The organism is Bacillus carboniphilus (assembly GCF_039522365.1).
Taxonomy (GTDB): Bacteria; Bacillota; Bacilli; order Bacillales; family JC228; genus Bacillus_BF; species Bacillus_BF carboniphilus.
The window spans coordinates 62,129-79,598 of sequence record NZ_BAAADJ010000059.1 but is presented as its reverse complement, the minus strand read 5'-3'; the positions used below and the strand labels follow the sequence as shown (position 1 = coordinate 79,598).

At 38.0% G+C, this 17,470-nt stretch carries 20 protein-coding genes; 7 read left to right on the top strand and 13 right to left on the bottom strand.

The genetic code is table 11. From position 1 onward, the window contains the following. Window positions 1-405: 405 nt before the first annotated feature. The 3 genes from sodA to ABDZ91_RS17660 all read right to left on the bottom strand — a co-directional run bounded on the left by sodA (window position 406) and on the right by ABDZ91_RS17660 (window position 3,328). Window positions 406-1,014, bottom strand: coding sequence for a superoxide dismutase SodA (sodA, locus tag ABDZ91_RS17670; RefSeq protein ID WP_343801847.1), 609 nt, complete (start codon window positions 1,012-1,014; stop codon window positions 406-408). 136 nt (window positions 1,015-1,150) lie between these two features. Next, window positions 1,151-1,639: a DUF456 domain-containing protein gene (locus ABDZ91_RS17665; RefSeq protein ID WP_343801846.1), complete on the bottom strand. Its 489-nt coding sequence runs from the start codon at window positions 1,637-1,639 to the stop codon at window positions 1,151-1,153. Between the two features lie 54 nt (window positions 1,640-1,693). Continuing rightward, window positions 1,694-3,328, bottom strand: a complete 1,635-nt coding sequence (locus tag ABDZ91_RS17660) for a Na/Pi cotransporter family protein (protein ID WP_343801845.1) — start codon at window positions 3,326-3,328, stop codon at window positions 1,694-1,696. Window positions 3,329-3,527: 199 nt separating this feature from the next. Between ABDZ91_RS17660 and ABDZ91_RS17655 the strand changes: the two genes are divergently transcribed. From ABDZ91_RS17655 to ispG, 3 genes are all read left to right on the top strand, one after another. Continuing rightward, the gene (locus ABDZ91_RS17655) at window positions 3,528-4,298 is read left to right on the top strand and encodes a DUF1189 domain-containing protein (protein WP_343801844.1); all 771 of its coding nucleotides are present in this window, start codon (window positions 3,528-3,530) and stop codon (window positions 4,296-4,298) included. Between the two features lie 107 nt (window positions 4,299-4,405). After that, entirely contained in the window at window positions 4,406-4,738 is a 333-nt protein-coding gene (locus tag ABDZ91_RS17650) for a hypothetical protein (protein WP_343801843.1), read from the top strand. Window positions 4,739-4,816: 78 nt separating this feature from the next. After that, on the top strand, window positions 4,817-5,923 hold the full coding sequence (gene ispG / locus ABDZ91_RS17645; RefSeq protein ID WP_343801842.1) for a flavodoxin-dependent (E)-4-hydroxy-3-methylbut-2-enyl-diphosphate synthase: 1,107 nt from the start codon (window positions 4,817-4,819) through the stop codon (window positions 5,921-5,923). A gap of 64 nt (window positions 5,924-5,987) precedes the next feature. On the opposite strand, the gene ABDZ91_RS17640 is transcribed toward ispG, so the two are convergent. After that, complete coding sequence (locus ABDZ91_RS17640) at window positions 5,988-6,365, bottom strand: hypothetical protein (protein ID WP_343801841.1); 378 nt, start codon at window positions 6,363-6,365, stop codon at window positions 5,988-5,990. Window positions 6,366-6,524: 159 nt separating this feature from the next. Between ABDZ91_RS17640 and ABDZ91_RS17635 the strand changes: the two genes are divergently transcribed. After that, window positions 6,525-7,109, top strand: a complete 585-nt coding sequence (locus tag ABDZ91_RS17635) for a 5' nucleotidase, NT5C type (protein WP_343801840.1) — start codon at window positions 6,525-6,527, stop codon at window positions 7,107-7,109. Window positions 7,110-7,119: 10 nt separating this feature from the next. Here the strand turns inward: ABDZ91_RS17635 and ABDZ91_RS17630 are convergent, their stop codons facing one another. The 4 genes from ABDZ91_RS17630 to ABDZ91_RS17615 all read right to left on the bottom strand — a co-directional run bounded on the left by ABDZ91_RS17630 (window position 7,120) and on the right by ABDZ91_RS17615 (window position 10,204). Beyond that, window positions 7,120-7,536, bottom strand: coding sequence for a Fur family transcriptional regulator (locus ABDZ91_RS17630; protein ID WP_343801839.1), 417 nt, complete (start codon window positions 7,534-7,536; stop codon window positions 7,120-7,122). After that, a complete protein-coding gene (locus ABDZ91_RS17625; protein ID WP_343801838.1) occupies window positions 7,533-8,408 on the bottom strand; it encodes a metal ABC transporter permease in 876 nt (291 codons plus the stop codon). The genes ABDZ91_RS17630 and ABDZ91_RS17625 overlap by 4 nt, the downstream gene beginning before the upstream one ends. Window positions 8,409-8,425: 17 nt before the next feature. After that, window positions 8,426-9,181, bottom strand: coding sequence for a metal ABC transporter ATP-binding protein (locus ABDZ91_RS17620; protein WP_343801817.1), 756 nt, complete (start codon window positions 9,179-9,181; stop codon window positions 8,426-8,428). Between the two features lie 141 nt (window positions 9,182-9,322). Further along, complete coding sequence (locus ABDZ91_RS17615; protein ID WP_343801814.1) at window positions 9,323-10,204, bottom strand: YitT family protein; 882 nt, start codon at window positions 10,202-10,204, stop codon at window positions 9,323-9,325. Window positions 10,205-10,274: 70 nt separating this feature from the next. Between ABDZ91_RS17615 and ABDZ91_RS17610 the strand changes: the two genes are divergently transcribed. After that, window positions 10,275-10,529, top strand: a complete 255-nt coding sequence (locus ABDZ91_RS17610; RefSeq protein WP_343801811.1) for a DUF2624 domain-containing protein — start codon at window positions 10,275-10,277, stop codon at window positions 10,527-10,529. A 59-nt stretch (window positions 10,530-10,588) separates the two neighbouring features. Here ABDZ91_RS17610 and ABDZ91_RS17605 read toward each other — a convergent pair whose 3' ends face one another. After that, window positions 10,589-11,485, bottom strand: coding sequence for a deoxyribonuclease IV (locus tag ABDZ91_RS17605; protein ID WP_343801808.1), 897 nt, complete (start codon window positions 11,483-11,485; stop codon window positions 10,589-10,591). Between the two features lie 19 nt (window positions 11,486-11,504). Beyond that, entirely contained in the window at window positions 11,505-12,821 is a 1,317-nt protein-coding gene (locus ABDZ91_RS17600) for a DEAD/DEAH box helicase (protein ID WP_343801805.1), read from the bottom strand. A gap of 163 nt (window positions 12,822-12,984) precedes the next feature. Here ABDZ91_RS17600 and vrrA point away from each other — a divergent pair, with 163 nt between their 5' ends. Next, the gene (vrrA, locus tag ABDZ91_RS17595) at window positions 12,985-13,686 is read left to right on the top strand and encodes a VrrA/YqfQ family protein (protein ID WP_343801802.1); all 702 of its coding nucleotides are present in this window, start codon (window positions 12,985-12,987) and stop codon (window positions 13,684-13,686) included. Between the two features lie 80 nt (window positions 13,687-13,766). Then, window positions 13,767-14,714, top strand: a complete 948-nt coding sequence (locus ABDZ91_RS17590; RefSeq protein WP_343801799.1) for a 4-hydroxy-3-methylbut-2-enyl diphosphate reductase — start codon at window positions 13,767-13,769, stop codon at window positions 14,712-14,714. A 41-nt stretch (window positions 14,715-14,755) separates the two neighbouring features. On the opposite strand, the gene ABDZ91_RS17585 is transcribed toward ABDZ91_RS17590, so the two are convergent. The 3 genes from ABDZ91_RS17585 to cccA form a co-directional block, all read right to left on the bottom strand. Beyond that, the gene (locus ABDZ91_RS17585; protein WP_343801796.1) at window positions 14,756-15,859 is read right to left on the bottom strand and encodes a Nif3-like dinuclear metal center hexameric protein; all 1,104 of its coding nucleotides are present in this window, start codon (window positions 15,857-15,859) and stop codon (window positions 14,756-14,758) included. Next, the gene (locus ABDZ91_RS17580; RefSeq protein WP_343801793.1) at window positions 15,856-16,551 is read right to left on the bottom strand and encodes a tRNA (adenine(22)-N(1))-methyltransferase; all 696 of its coding nucleotides are present in this window, start codon (window positions 16,549-16,551) and stop codon (window positions 15,856-15,858) included. The genes ABDZ91_RS17585 and ABDZ91_RS17580 overlap by 4 nt, the downstream gene beginning before the upstream one ends. Window positions 16,552-17,041: 490 nt before the next feature. Further along, entirely contained in the window at window positions 17,042-17,410 is a 369-nt protein-coding gene (cccA, locus tag ABDZ91_RS17575) for a cytochrome c550 (protein WP_343801790.1), read from the bottom strand. Window positions 17,411-17,470 lie beyond the last annotated feature (60 nt).

The following is a 17,470-nucleotide window of genomic DNA, read 5'->3' as shown; positions in this document are numbered from 1 at the left end:
GGTTTGGAAGGGGCCCCTTCCAAACCAAATCAAAATCATACACATTACCAATACAAAGCTGGTTGATACTTGTAATCAATTTTACACAATATTATGGACTTGACTGATAACTGCCCGCTGACTTCGGATAACTACCCGCTAACTTCGGATAACTACCCGCTAACTTCGGATAACTGCCCGCTGACTTCGGATAACCGCCCGCTAACTTCGGATAACTGCCCGCTGACTTCGGATAACTGCCCGCTGACTTCGGATAACCGCCTGCTAACTTCGGATAACCGCCCGCTAACTCCGGATACCCGCCTGCTAACTCCGGATAACTGTTACTTAACTTGAGAAACTAATCCATTCCAAACAAAAAAGACAAAGGGAAATATCCCTCTGCCTTCATCAATCAATATAAAATTACTTCGCAGCGCTGAAACGCTTGTTAACTTCATCCCAGTTGATTACATTGAAGAATGCATTGATGTAATCAGGACGACGGTTTTGGTAGTTTAAGTAGTAAGCATGCTCCCAAACATCAAGACCTAAAACTGGAGTTTTACCTTCCATTAGTGGAGAGTCTTGGTTTGGAGTGCTTGTTACTTCTAATTCACCGTTGTTTACAACTAGCCAAGCCCAACCAGAACCGAAACGGCCAGCTGCAGCTGCAGCGAATTCTTCTTTAAATTTGTCATAGCTTCCGAATTTAGCATTGATTGCATCTGCTACTTCACCAGTTGGAGCTCCTCCACCATTTGGAGAAAGAATAGTCCAGAAAAGTGAGTGGTTTGCATGTCCACCACCGTTGTTACGAACAGCAGTACGAGCTGCTTCAGGAACAGCATCTAAGTTAGATACAAGATCTTCGATTGACTTGCTTAGAAGCTCATCGTTTCCTTGTAAAGCGTCATTTAACTTTGTTACATACGTGTTGTGATGCTTGGTGTGGTGAATGTTCATTGTTTCTTTATCAATGTGTGGTTCTAGTGCGTCATACGCATAAGGTAATTGTGGTAATTCGTAAGCCATTTTTAAATCCTCCTAATATGTAATATTCATTCCTCAAAAATGAGAAATGTTGGATTAATCCTAGATTACCAAACTCCATTCACTGTTTCAAATAAAATGGTTTGGACCCTTTATATTTTTGTCCAATCCTTTTAACTTATAGTACCTGTATTAAAAAATAAACCAGCATTCCTAACATAATAAGGCCCTTTACAAGTACACTTCCGATGAGACCCACTACCGAACCAAACCCAATTCTTAACGCTTGATTAAATGGAGTTTTATGAACTACTATCTCAGCGATGATTGCACCTATAAATGGCCCTAATATGATCCCCGCGAATGGGATGATAAACGGTCCCACTAACAAACCAATCGTGCTCCCCCACATACTAGCTTTTGTCCCACCGTATTTTTTAACCCCAAGTGCATTGGCTACATAATCGACAACGAATAAAAGGACAAAGAAGCTTGTTTGAATAATCCAAAAAAATGTTGAGAAGGATTCAAATGATACCAGAAACCCGTATACAAAATAGGAGCCATATAAAAATACTGCACTAGGTAATATCGGATAAATCAATCCAACAAATGCACCAATCCATAAAGTTACTAGGATAACCCAAGTTAATATTTCCAAAAACATTCACCCCTATAAAGAAAAGGGCTACTAGCTAGGTAGCGCCCTTCTCTTTGTTGTTTAATGATTTTCTCCTAGAACTGCCTCTGCAATATTGACACAGTGGTCACCAATACGCTCAAGGTTACTGATAATATCTACATATACAATTCCTGATTGGCCAGAGCATAGACCTTCGTTTAAACGAAGAATATGTTGTTTACGTAGCTTTCTTTCCATTTGGTCAATTTGATCTTCTTCATCTTTAACTTTCTTAGCAAGAGTCAGATCATTTTGATCTAATGCTTCTATTGCATCTTTCAGGGTTTTAATGGTTAAGTTAAACATTTCTTCTAGGTCTCTCATTGCTTCATCCGAAATTTGTACTTTATTGGCCATTTGATAATCTACAAGTTCTACTATGTTTTCAAAATGGTCTCCAACACGCTCAATATCACGAACCGTATCCATGAGTAAGGTATGTCTTTCAGATTCCGCACCTGATAAGGATCTGCGAGCAAGTTCAACTAAATACTCTGTTATCTTTTTATCTAAATTATTTATCGCATCTTCAAGTTGAAGAGCTACTTCTGAATGCTTTGTTGATTTTGTCTTTAGGAATTCAAATGTTTCTTCAAGTCCTTTTGATGCTAATTGACCCATTCTAAGGACTTCCTCTTGTGCTTGACCCAAAGCAATGGATGGGCTTTGTTCAATAAAAAGTGGATCTAAATGTTTTGCTTTATATTCAACAACTGTATCTTGACCAGGGACAATTTTCGTTACCGCTTTCGCAATTAGAGCAATGAATGGCAACTGAATCAAAGTATTTACGATATTGAACGTCCCATGGGCAAAAGCAATTTGCATTTTTGGTCCTAAATCTAAGAAACCTGTTAAATAAATAATGAAAGAAGTAAATGGATTTAATAACAGAATAAAAATGGTTGCACCAATTAGGTTAAACATAACATGGCTTGCTGCGGTTCTTTTTGCAGCCACTGATGCACCTATTGCAGCTAGGACAGCCGTAATCGTCGTACCAATATTATCACCAAATAGTACTGGCAATGCTGCATCTAAAGTTAATAATCCCTGTTCGTAAAGCCCTTGAAGTATACCAACTGTTGCAGAAGAACTTTGAACTAGAACAGTAAACAATGTCCCTACAACAACTCCAAGTACAGGGTGAGAAGCCATTTGAACTGTTAAATCATGAAATGCCTCTAACGAACGAAGTGGCTTTAAACCACCGCTCATCAACTCTAACCCATAGAACAGTGCACCGAAGCCAAAGAATACCTGACCAAGGTTATTCCATTTTCTCTTTTTAAAGAAAAATAAGAAGAAAACACCAATAAAGATTATAGGTAATGAGTATGCACCAATATCAAAACCAATGATAAATGCGGTAACAGTTGTACCGATATTAGCCCCCATCACAACCCCGATTGCTTGTCTAAGCGTCATAAAACCTGCACTTACTAAACCTACAGTAATTACAGTAGTACCTGAGCTTGACTGAATTAAGATCGTAACTATAATACCAGCTAAAACACCTAATAATGGATTGGAGGTCCATCTATCTAAAATATCCCTCAATCTGTCTCCAGCAGATTTCTGGAGCCCTTCACCCATCGTTTTGATTCCTAGAAGGAAAATACCAAGTCCACCTAGGAATTCAAATATTAACGTTTGTAAATCAATAGTACTCAATCAATTCAACCCCTTAAGAATATCGACATAGTTTGTCTAAAAACCCCATATAATTATTAATGATTTTTATACGAAATGTAAACCACCTTTACAAAATCTTAACAATTCATTCACTTTTGTAAAAAGGGGATGCTAGTTGAATTCCAAGCTTTTCCGTTCTACAATATGGTTATGACCCTGAAAGGATGAACTTATAATTATGAACATTTTCAAGCAATTCTATAAGAGTTTATACTCTCCAAAAGATGTTGCAACGTTTCGTTTCCAAGGTATCGGAAAAACAATTCTATATGTATTCTTCCTTGCCCTACTATCCATTATTCCAACATTCTATAACCTCTCATCAGGATTAACAAACGCAATAGAAGTAGTTGGGGAAACAATCGAACAAAAGTTTCCTGACTTTACAATAGAAAATGGAACATTAACTTCTAATCAGGACGAACCGGTAGAGATCAGAAGAGGAGATTTTAGAATCTTCTTTGATAGTACTGGTGAAACTGAAATCGGAGATATTAACTCTAATGACGAAGTATTAGCCATTTTAAAGCATGACATCGTTTTAGCTTCTGGGGGAACTGTTGATAGCTACTCCTATAGCCTTTTAGAAGATATGGACATAACAAAACAAGATGTTCAAACATTCCTAGAGTCCGTTGACTCAGCGCTTATTATCTTCTTACCAATCTTGTTTGTAATCATGTACATATTCTCGGCTGGTTTAGACTTTTTAGAAATTACGATTTTAGCCGTTATCGGGTTAATTGTTGTAAGTTCCTTAGGAAGAGATGTAAAATATGGACAATTGTGGCGTTTGACTGCTTACAGTATTACACTACCAACTGTCTTTTTCATGATTATGTCATTCCTAAAAACTAATGTTCCTGGGGCCCTTTTCATTCATTGGGGTATAACCATTATCTTCTTATACCTAACAATTAAAGAAATTCCTGCAAAAAATAAATTATAATGCTGAAAAAAAGGTTATGCAATTTGCATAGCCTTTTTTATTTTTATGTCATAAACTCTTTTATTTCTGAATATGTATGGGACAAATACTCTGAGGAGGCTAGTCCCATGAAACGAACTCTACTAATAATCACAGCTCTACTATTCGCCATTTCACTTTACTACGATATTAAGGTTGGGACCCTATCCATGATTAAACCTATCCGAGCAGCACAAGGAGAAGTAATGGAAGTTACAACTTCCCCTTCCAATCATCCCCTGTACATTGAACATCTAGTAACATCAGGTGATACGGTGCTGTCTGTTGTTGAAAAAAACTTGAATGAACCTTTACCTGTGGGAATTGAGCAAGTGGTTCAAGACTTCATTACCTTAAATCAAATCCAGCCAGAAAAAATTCAAGCTGGAAAAGTATATAAGTTTCCCATTTATAATCAGTAGTCGTTCTTCTTGTCAATTTCTACTCTTGACTGGTACAATGATTTGAGTAAGTAAAACACAAAAAGGAGCGAAAGACTCTTGAGTGAAATAACACATCGTACAAAAACTAGACCAGTCAAGGTCGGTAATTTAACTATTGGTGGAAGCAATGAACTTTTTATACAAAGTATGACTACAACAAAGACGCATGATGTTGAAGCAACAGTCGCAGAAATTCATCGTCTAGAAGAAGCTGGCTGTCAAATTGTCAGAGTTGCTTGTCCTGATGAAAGAGCAGCAGATGCCATTCCAGAAATTAAGAAACGAATTAACATTCCTCTAGTTGTTGATATACATTTCGATTATCGTCTTGCCTTAAAAGCTATAGAGGGTGGAGCCGATAAAATCCGTATTAACCCTGGGAATATCGGTAGACGTGAGAAAGTGGAGGCCGTTGTAAAAGCAGCCAAAGAACGCGGAATTCCAATCCGAATCGGTGTTAATGCTGGTTCATTGGAAAGAAAAATAGTTGAAAAATATGGCTATCCTACTGCTGATGGTATGGTTGAAAGTGCCTTACATCACATCAAGATTTTAGAGGATCTTGATTTTCACGATATCATCGTATCTATGAAAGCGTCGGATGTACAATTAGCAATTGAAGCTTATGAAAAGGCATCAAAAGCATTTGATTATCCTTTACACCTGGGAATCACAGAGTCCGGAACATTATTTGCTGGTACTGTAAAAAGTGCTGCCGGTTTAGGAGCCATCCTCAACATGGGAATTGGTAATACTCTTCGTATTTCATTAAGTGCAGACCCTGTTGAAGAGGTAAAAGTAGCACGTGAGTTATTAAAATCATTTGGGTTAGCTTCAAATGCAGCTACGTTAATCTCTTGTCCTACTTGTGGTCGAATCGAAATCGACTTGATTAGTATCGCAAATGAAGTTGAAGAGTACATTTCGAAGATAAAAGCCCCCATTAAGGTTGCCGTCTTAGGATGTGCAGTAAATGGTCCTGGTGAAGCAAGAGAGGCAGATATTGGGATTGCAGGCGCACGTGGTGAAGGACTCCTTTTTAGAAAAGGGAAAACAGTTCGGAAAGTTCCTGAAGAAACAATGGTAGAGGAATTAAAGAAGGAAATCGATAAGCTTGCTGAAGAGCACTTTAAGAAGCAAGAAGAAGAAAAACAAAACGCTTAATAAAATAAAAGAGCTTGGCCAATGGCCAAGCTCTTTTTTCATCCCTTCCCCTCAATTCAGTTAACTAAAAGAATGGGGCTAAAAAGAGACTGATGATGATGGCTGCTGCTCCAATACCAATAGCAGTTGCTCCTAAACCTTCTGCTCCTCTTCTTCTTGCGATAAAGCCTAAAACAATCCCTGCACCACCAAACAGTACTGGAAGCCAAAATAGAGAAAGGATTGATAACGCAATACCAACCCACCCTAAACCTTTTCCTCCAGTAGCTGTCTCGTCTTCTGTATCATAACGATTAGCTGTTCGTGGTGCCGCAATTGGAGCTGCTACTTCGGCAGAAGCCTCTTCTAAATAGTCACCATTTTCGATTCGATTTTCCATGATTTCTTCATTCGTATCTCGAACATCAATGTTGTGATCCACTATTTTTCTTTCGTCTGCCACTCAAATCCCTCACTTTCAAAGTAGGAGCATTTATTATTCTTAACAGATCTTTTGTTTTTGCTCGTGTTAATGTTTAACAATGAAGTAAAAAGCTTCTGTAGAAATCCGAACAGGTATGATACACTTTTGTTTGGACAACATTTGGAAAGAAGGTATAACGTGAAAAATCAGCTTAGATTTGGAATCGATATAGACGGTACCGTTACGAACCCAAATTCTTTATTACCACATATAAATAAGGCATTCGGCTCTAATTTAAAGCTCGAAGATGTGACACAGTATGATTTATCGAAAGTAATGAAGGTTTCACCAGAAGAATTCCACAAGTGGTTTGTAGTGGCAGAACACGATATTTACTCAACATCTCCACTCGCCCAAGGGGCTAAAGAGGTTTTATCTCAATGGAAAGAACAATTCGAGCTCTATTTCATTAGTGCAAGAGGTTCAGAACATTTAGAGGCCACTAAAAAATGGTTTGATTCAAATGAATTATTTTTCCATCATATTGAACTTATCGGTACACATGATAAAATAGGTGCTGCTAAAAAGTACGATGTGGACATTTTTTTAGAAGATAAGCATGATAACGCTGTTAACATTCACCTCGAATGTGGTATACCTGTATTATTATTTGATACACCTTATAATCGGGAACCAATTCCTAACGGAGTAATTCGTGTTACTTCTTGGGAGGAAGCAAACACTTGGGTTCAACAATGGATACAGGAAAAACAAAGAGCATAAACCAAAAGGTTTATGCTCTTTTACATTCTGGACACATACCGTAAATCTCAAATTTATGATCATGTATCGTATAGTCTTCAAGATTACCCTTAATTTCATCCATTGGGCAAAGTTCGATTTCCTTCGTTTTCCCACAATCCATACAAATAAAATGATGATGGTGATGGTCATGGTCACAAGTGAATCGAAACCTCATTTCTCCTGACAATTCAGTTTGTTCTAAAATGCCTAACTTTGAGAATAAGGAAAGGTTCCTGTAGATCGTATCAACGCTAAGTCCAGGATAACTCTGCTTCATTAATTCCATAACTTCTTTAGCAGAAAGATACTTCTTCTGCTCTGCTAAACATTCTAGCAGTACTTCCCTTTTATCTGTATATTTATATCCCTTTTCTTTTAAGATATCAATTGCTTGTGTTACATTCACTTCGACTCACCACCTATCCTTATTTTATCATATAAACTTTTTTTGACCTTTACTTTCTTGTAAAGAATGGCTCCTAGTAATAAAAATACAGATAAAACCACAATGGTTCCTCCAGGAGCTAAGTCTAAATAATAGGCAGCGATTAGCCCTCCCAAAACAGAGACTTCACCAAAAATAATGGAAAGAACAAGGGTTTGTTTAAATCCATTCGCAATTCTTATACTTGCCGCTACTGGTAATGTCATGAGGGCAGATACTAATAAAATTCCAACAATCCTCATAGAAGCAGCAATAACAAGAGCGACTAGTAAGATGAAAATCAGATGAACCCATGGTGCTCTAAGTCCTGATGCCTTTGCATGTTCCTCGTCAAAAGATAAGAGAAACAATTCCTTATACAGTAGGATAACCACCAGAATGACAATGACACTAATACCAATAATTAAATTAACATCCGAACTAGAAACTGCACTTACACTACCGAACAAATAACTAAACAGGTCCGTGTTGAACCCATCAGCCATCGATATAAAGATTGCTCCAGAACCAATCCCAGCTGATAAAATAATAGGAATCGCTAACTCCTGATAGTGCTTATATACCGTCCTTAGTTTTTCGATCAGTACAGCTCCAGTACATGAAAAGACAACGCCTAAATAAAGTGGATTTACACCTGCAAACCACGAATACGTTTTACTCATCAGTAAGCTTAAGGCAATACCCGATAGTGTTACGTGGCTTAAGGCATCTGCAATTAGAGAAAGTCTTCTTACTACAATAAATACACCTAGCAAAGGGGCAATAACTCCAATAATCGCTCCAGTTATAAATGCATTCCGCAGAAATTCATATTCAAAAATACTCGTGATCATAGCAAACGTCCCTTTAGTTAATGTTGGTGGGTTAATAAGTGAATGTCATGTCCATATACACCTGACAATGATTTTTGCTCTAAGTTTTCAAACTCTGTCACCAACCCATGAAAGTGTAAATGCTTATTAAGGCAAGCTACATGAGTGACTTTATTTGTTATCGTACCTACGTCATGTGTAACCAATAATAACGTAATCCCTTGTTGCTGATTTAGTTTTTCAAGGAGTGAATAAAAGCTTTCTACTCTCTTTGCATCAACTCCAACAGTAGGTTCATCTAAGATTAAAAGTTCAGGATTACTCACTAATGCCCGGGCAATAAAAACCCTCTGTTGTTGTCCACCTGATAGCTCACCAATGTTTCTGTATAGAAAATCTTCCATTTCAACGAGTTTTATCGCCGCTACAACCTTTTCTTTATCTGCCTTCGATGGAAATTTGAACAAGCCTAACTTCTTTGTAAGACCACTTAAGACCACTTCGTAAACTGTCGCTGGGAAACCACTGTTAAACGAGTTCGCTTTTTGAGATACATAGCCAATTTTCTCGTAGTGCTTAAAACTCTTACTATCCTGACCAAAAAGCTTTATTGTCCCAGACTGTGGCTTTAAGATTCCAAGTAACAACTTAATGAGAGTGGACTTACCTGAACCATTAGGGCCAACGATTCCTAAAAAAGCTCCTTTTGGGACTATTAAATTTATTTGTTCTAACACAAAATTTTCTTCATAACGATAAGATAAATCCTTTATTTCAATGACGGAATTAGTCATATAATCATCACTCTTTCGTAATCATTCCGATTTACAAACTACAAATCGTAATTATACACAAAGTTTTTATCACTGTAAACTTTTGTTTACTATGAAAAGTATGTATGAATGTAAAAAAAAGAACTCAGCATTAGCTAAGTTCTAATGAATGGCAGACTTAAAACGTCCACCCTTTGTTTCTTGGGTATCCATGATTGTTAGAAATGCTTGTGGATCGATATCATGAACTAATGTTTTTAGTTTGGTTACTTCCAGTCGGGTGACCACAACGTAAATGATTTCTTTGTCATTGTCAGTAAAACCACCGCGGCCTTTTAGCATCGTTGTACCACGGCCAAGTCTACTTAGAATTGCTTCTGAAACTTCTTCATAATGATCCGAAACAATGAATACAGCTTTTGTTTCATCCAGACCTTGAACTACCGTATCTATTGTTTTGAATGCAATATAATAGGTCATTACGGAGAACATGGCTTGCTCTAATCCAAATACAAAAGCTGCCCAAGCAAAAATGAATATATTGATAAACATAACGAACTCACCAACGGAAAATGGAGCCTTCTTTGTTAAAAGAATACCCAAAATTTCTGTACCGTCCATCGCACCCCCGTGACGAATAACCAGACCAACACCTGTACCTAGTAATAACCCGCCAAAGACAGTTGCTAAGATTGGTTCTGTTGTAAAGGGTTCTATGTGATGCATAAAACGTTCTGCAATCGCTAATGCCACTATACCAAATAAAGATGAGATCATAAATGTTTTCCCAATATGCTTGTACCCTGAAAACATAAACGGAATGTTGAGGATTACCACTAAAATACCGAAGCTAATAAACGGGACTGTATTAGATAGTAAGTGATTTAAAATGAGGGATATCCCGATAATCCCACCATCAATAATTTGATTAGGTACAAGAAATAGCTCAATAGACGCAGCTGCGAATACTGCTCCTATCGCTATCATAATAAAACGATAAATTAAATGTGGTATAGTTTCTTTTTTATGATTTTTACCTGCCATAAACCTTTTCCTCTCCTTTTGTCACGGGACGAACTACTGTTTCATATATTTTGTTTTGAGGAGTGATAAAATGAAGCTATTTGAAAATGTTGTAAACTACAAAATTAACAACATTACGAAGGAAGACCTATTAAAGTATAGCAAACAATTTAATATACCATTGAACAATGACCAAGCCGCTAAAGTAACTAAATTACTAAGAGGCAAGGGTATTAACATTTTTAATGACAAAGAACGCACCCAATTAATAAAAGAGGTTGCAAAAATTACAGGACCCGAAACAGCCCGTAAAGTAAATCAACTCTTTATTCAATTTACTAGATAGCCGCAGAAAACAAGAAAAAGCCATGTTATATACACAGCTTTTTCTCACCATACTTACTTTTATACTTGAGCCATTATATCCTCAAGCAATTGTTCATTAAAGGTTTGACTTCTTAACATTTCAATCTCCTTTTTATAAGGAGGTTTTTTGTTATTCTTATCTTCCCCTACATATGGTGTTTCTAAGATTTTAGGTATTTCTTGAAGCTGTGGGTGGTGAACAATATAGTTTAGTGCTTTAAATCCAATGTGGCCATAACCAATATTCTCATGACGGTCTTTTCGTGCACCCACTGTATTTTTACTATCATTGATATGAAGCACTTTAATTCTGTCTAACCCCACAATTTTATCAAACTCGTTTAAAACACCATCGAAATCATTCACGATATCATAGCCCGCATCATGAGTGTGACAAGTGTCAAAACAAACGGATAACTTTTCATTATGAGTGACGCCGTTAATAATTTCAGCAAGCTCCTCAAATGATCTTCCACACTCAGACCCTTTACCTGCCATTGTTTCTAAGGCAATTTGAACATTTTGTTCCTTAATAATGGCTTCATTTAGGCCTTCAATGATTTTCTTTATCCCAGCCTCAGCACCTTCCCCCACATGTGCCCCTGGATGAAGAACAATTTGCTTAGCACCAATTGCTTCTGTTCTTTCAATCTCAGAACGAAGGAAATCAACTCCTAATTGGTACGTGTTGGAGTTTACAGTGTTTCCAATATTAATAATATATGGAGCATGTACAACGATATCGTCAATTCCGTTCTCTTTCATATGTGCTAGACCTGCTTCAATATTTAGGTCTTCTATTTTCTTTCTTCTAGTATTTTGAGGAGCACCCGTATAGATCATGAAAGTATTAGCCCCGTAAGATACAGCTTCCTCACTAGCTGATAGTAACATTTTCTTTCCACTCATAGATACATGAGAACCAATTTTTAACATATAGCTCACTCTCCCCGTACTATTTCTTTCTAGCGTTTTTTCTTCTCTCTTTTTTCTTCAGGTTTTCTATTTCATATTTCATTTTCTTTTTATATCCTGGCTTTACTTTTCCAGGCTTTCGAACTCTGTGTGCTACTTTCTGTTCCACACCATCATCTGCTCGTTCTCTTTTCTTTCTTCGATTTCGATCTGGAATCTCCTGCCACTCACCTTTTACAAGATCTCTGGATTGGAATGTAATGCCTCTTTTCTCTAGTTCATTTAAAGCATGTTCATCAGATGGTTCATAAATGGTAATAGCGATTCCTGCTAGATCGGCTCTACCCGTACGACCCGTTCTATGGATATAAAAGTCCAAATCTTTTGGAATTTCCATATTGATAACATGACTTACACCTTCAATATCAATTCCTCTAGCTGCCAAATCCGTTGCAATGACATATTGGTATTCTAAGTCACGGATTTGCTTCATAATTCTTTTTCGTTCTCGAGGCGTTAATCCCCCGTGAAATCTGGCAACTTTTAACCCCTTTGAAATGAGTGCATCGGCATACTCGTCTACTTTTTCCTTTGTATTTGCGAATACAAGAGCTAAATAAGGGTTAATAGAAGTTAAGATATTATAGGTTAAATGTGCCTTTGTTCTTGATTTAAGCGGAATAAGAATATGTTCAATTTTCTTAGGCGTAGTAGTCTTAGGATCAATATGAACATATTTTGGATTCTCCATATACTTCTTCAAAAACGGCTTTAATTTTTCTGGAATAGTAGCGGAAAAGACAAGAATTTGTAGTTTTTCCGGCATTCTTCCTGCAAGTTGGTCAACATCATGAATAAAGCCCATATCTAACATAATATCTGCTTCATCTACGACCAACATATTTGTTTTGTGGATATCCAGAGCTTGCTCCTTCACAAGGTCTAGAATTCGACCTGGCGTTCCTATAATAACTTGTGGTTGTTTATCAAGCTTTTCAATTGTACGTTGTTTGTCTGTTCCGCCAATCAAGCATTTTCCTGTAATTTTTTCACTTTCAGGTAAAGGCGCAACCAGTTCTTTAAAATGTTCAAAAAGCTGTAATGCTAACTCTCTTGTTGGAGCAGTGATCACAGCTTGTACCTCATGGTTTTCTACGTTAATAGAAGAAAGAACCGGTAGTAGGTAAGCATGAGACTTTCCTGTTCCTGTCTGTGATTGTCCTACAATACTTTCCTTCTTCAAAACAAGAGGTATCACCTTTGATTGAATATCAGTTGGTTCATAGAACCCTTTCTTTTCAATAACCTCCACAAAAGTAGGATGAAGGTTAAACCGTTCAAATGCATGTTTTTTCATAATAAAATTCTCCTTCTTGGAATCCCATTCATACATTATACTTATAATCTTATTATTTCTCCACCTTCATACAATAAACGTGTGCATCTAACTAAACCAATTATGATTCTCTCGCATATTGTAAAAAAGAGAGTAATTTATTTTTTAGAGAGGAGGGTTGAATATGCCTCCAAGAAGAGTTCCACCTATGATGGGTCATGGAAGAGGTTTAAACCAACCTCAAAATCCATTTATGATGCAGCGGCCACAACGAGGACCAAGCCCTTTTGGAGGGAGACAATCTCCTCCATATAATAATGGCATGAGAGGATTTGGGATGCAGGCAGGAAGACAGCCTAGAGGTACAGGTGGCGGTTTGTTAGGAAAAATACTAGGAAAGAACAATCCACAAGCAAGTAGAGGAGCAGGAGGAGGACTTCTTTCTAGATTTTTAGGCGGAGGTTCCAAGGGTTCTGGAGCTTTATCAGGCTTTGAAGCTGCTTCCAGAAGTGGGGCTGGTTTATCATCCCTGTCACAACCCGGAGGGCTCATGAACATCCTGAATCAAACGCAGTCTGTATTAAAGACAGCTTCCCAAATAGGACCAATGGTACAACAATACGGACCGCTTGTACGTAACTTACCTGCAATGTGGAAATTATACCGTGGACTAAAGAGTGCATCCACTGAAGAAGATGCAAATGAAACTCAGGCAGATGACAAAGAAACCAAAGATGAAAGTATAGACTTTGAAAGTTTGGACTTTGAAAGTCTAGAAGTGAGTGAACCATCTATACAAGAGAAAAAAAAGAAGCCAAAGAGGTCAAATAAATCTAAAAAAAATTCAGGTCCAAAAGGAAGTTCGTTACCAAAGCTTTACATCTAGAGGGTTCCTTTTGTCTTATTCCGTATCCTCCTATATAATAGGGGTATGTTAACCATATTAGTTCTAGGAGGAAGACTTATATGAACGTCTTAAAAATTACCCCTAGAGGTTATTGCTACGGTGTCGTTGATGCGATGGTGATCGCACGTAATGCAAGCTTAGATCCTACATTACCTCGTCCTATTTATATTTTGGGGATGATTGTCCATAATAAACACGTAACGGATGCATTTGAACAAGAAGGAATTATTACGCTTGATGGTAACAATCGAAAAGAAATTCTTGAGAAAGTGGATAAAGGGACTGTTATTTTTACAGCTCATGGAGTCTCTCCTGAGGTTCGTAAGATAGCCGCAGAAAGAGGACTCGTTACACTTGATGCCACTTGCCCAGATGTGACAAAAACGCACGACCTCATTCTAGAAAAGGAAAAGGAAGGTTATGAGGTTGTTTATATTGGAAAAAAAGGTCATCCAGAACCTGAAGGAGCTGTAGGGGTTGCTCCAGACATTGTGCATCTTGTGGAGACAATTGAAGATGTCGAAGCCTTAAACCTTCAGAGCGATAAAATCATTGTGACGAACCAAACCACAATGAGTCAGTGGGATGTAGCTCATATTATGGAAAGAGTTATAGAGAAATACCCCCATGCAGAAAAACATCGAGAAATTTGCTTAGCTACTCAAGTTAGACAAGAGGCAGTGGCAGAACAAGCCAAAGAGGCGGATGTACTGATTGTCGTAGGAGATCCAAAAAGTAATAACTCGAACCGATTAGCTCAAGTTTCCGAGGAAATTGCGGGAACAAAAGCCTACAGAATTTCCGATATTAGTGAATTGGAGATTGATTGGATTAAAGATGCAAAAACAGTTGCTGTAACAGCAGGTGCCTCTACTCCAACTCCAATTACAAAGGAAGTCATTTCATTTATAGAGCAATTTGACCCGAACGATACTTCTACTTGGGAAAAAGAGAAAAAAGTACCTTTAGAAAAAATCTTGCCTAAAGTTAAGAAAGCTAAGTTATAAAAAGAAAGAAGCTCAATTTAGGAGCTTCTTTTTTCTTTCAACTATACCAATTGGAATGGATCTGTATTAACTGAAGATGGAATAAATTGAATCCCCCATTGGTTTGGTACTAATTCTGACATCTTTTTAGCGACTCCCTTAATCATTACCTTCTCGACATGATGACCAGGGTCCACGATATTTAATCCATCTTGAAGTGCATCTTGCGCTGTATGAAAGTACATATCACCGGTAACATAGACGTCTGCTCCCTGCCTTATGGCATGTTTATAATATTTGTTGCCATCTCCACCTAACACAGCTACTTTACGAATTTCATCGTTTAGGTTTCCGACCACACGAACCATCGAGACATCTAAAGCTTTCTTTACATGTTCTCCAAACTCTTTAAGAGTCATTGCTTCTTCTAATGTGCCAATTCTTCCTAGGCCCAATGTTTCTCCTTTTATATCTACTGGATAAATATCATAAGCTACTTCTTCATAAGGATGTGTTGTAAACATCGCTTTCAGCACTTGTTTTTCAAGCGTAACAGGGTATATGGTTTCCACCCTTTCCTCATTGACTGTTTCTAGTTTTCCCACTTCTCCAATATGAGGGTTTGTTCCATCCCCAGGTACGAATCGCCCCTCACCGTTAATGGAGAAAGAGCAATGGCTGTAGTTCCCTATGAAGCCTGCTCCTGCATCCCCTAATGCTATTCTCAATTCTTCTGCATTTTCCACTGGCACAAACACCACTAGCTTTTTCAGAGGGGTTTCATAAGTTGGAACTAATACTTTCGTGTTAGAAAGACCTAGAGCGTCACTTAAGAGGTCATTCACTCCCCCTGTTGCAACGTCCAAATTTGTATGAGCGGCATATACAGAGATATCATGCTTGATGAGTTTCTCAAATATTGTGCCACTTTCAAGTTTACCAAGTGGTCTAAATATCGGTGGGTGGTGAGCGATAATCAATTGTGCATCTTTTTCAATCGCTTCATCCACTACTTCGGGAGTAACATCAAGCGTAACAAGAACATTTGTTACCTTTCTACTTAAATCGCCAACCTGAAGACCAATCTTATCCCCTTCCATGGCATACCTTTTTGGGGAGAACTGTTCGAAGACTTCAATAACTTGATGACCGTTTACCTCTCTCACTTTAACCCCTCCTCAATTAGCGTAATATCCCGAACTATTTTTTTCTTTTTCTCTCTAACCTCTGGAGTTTCTTTTGCTTGATCCAAAGACTGTAAAATTTGATGTAATTGCTTCTTTTCCTCATTCCACTTTTGTACAAATGCCTCGTTCTTTTCCTTTAAAAGAAAAGGTCCCATTAACAATTCTTGTTCTGTTAAGGCATTTGTAGTCTGAAAATCCGCACATATCACTTCATAAATATGATTGTCTTCCCGTAAAATAGACTCGTTTACAATAGCCCATCCATTGGTTTGTAGCCACTTTCTAACATTTACACTCCCTATGTTTGGTTGGAGAACTAATCTCATAGTTGAAGTCAATTTGGATTTTCCTTCTTCTAAAATCTTGGCTATCAATGTTCCTCCCATCCCCGCAATCGTCACACAGCTGACCTCACCGGAGGAAATGACTTCTAGTCCGTCACCTTTACGGACTTCTATTTGTTTAGTTAAATTAGCATCAACCACTTGATTTACTGCAGATTGGTATGGGCCTTCAGCTACCTCACCAGCAATAGCATATGTAACTTTTCCTTTAAGAACTGCATAGCAAGGCAGATAAGCGTGGTCACTTCCGATATCTGCTAACGTTGATTGATTTGGTATGTATTCAAATACGGTTTCTAACCTCTTAGATAATTGCTCTATATTCATATTGCACCTGCCAACATTATTTTCTTTTATTATTATAGCTTCTTTGGTGTATTTGACCAAATGAGAGCATAGATGGGAATGGGATGGTTCATTGGACTATTCGCTTTGGAATTTCACTATCAATGCGAGTATTGCACTTTCAAACTCGGGATTGCACCTTCAACTCCAGTATTGCACCTTCATCCCCGGAATTGCACCTTCAACTCCAGTATTGCACCTTCAGCTCCGGAATTGCACCTTCGTCCCCGGAATTGCACCTTCGTCCCCGGAATTTGCACCTTCGTCCCCGGAATTGCACCTTCGTCCCCGGAATTGCACCTTCAGCCCCGGAATTGCACCTTCGTCCCCGGAATTGACCTTCGTCCCCGGAATTGAACCTTCGTCCCAGGAATTGCACCTTCGTCCCCGGAATTGCACCTTCGTCCCCGGAATTACACCTTCAGCCAAAAATAAAAAAGAAGTCCCTTACTAAAAGCAAAGGACTCCTTTTTTATTCTAATGTTAGTAACCATTCGGCCATTTCATCTAATTTTTCATCAGGTACAAGTCCTGCTGGCATTCCTGGTGGGATACCATTTGTTAGGATGTCTTTAATATCATCAGCTGAGTACTTTTCACCAACTCCAATTAAAGATGGTGCAGATCCATCAGAATAGTTAGCTCCGTGGCAGTTAATACAACCAGCTTGCTGATAAATTTCCTCAGGAGATGCTTCTAATAACGCGTTATCAGTTTCTTCTCCTTCTCCCCCATGAGCTCGCTCTTGTCTGTTTTCTAATCCCATGAATGATAGGAAGAAAATAAGACCAATCCCGAATACCATAATAAGAACGAAGGGAATTATTGGATTACGATTCATTCTTGATCCTCCTTATGTATGAACAGTGTAACTAGTAGAAAAGAATGTACAAACAATAAC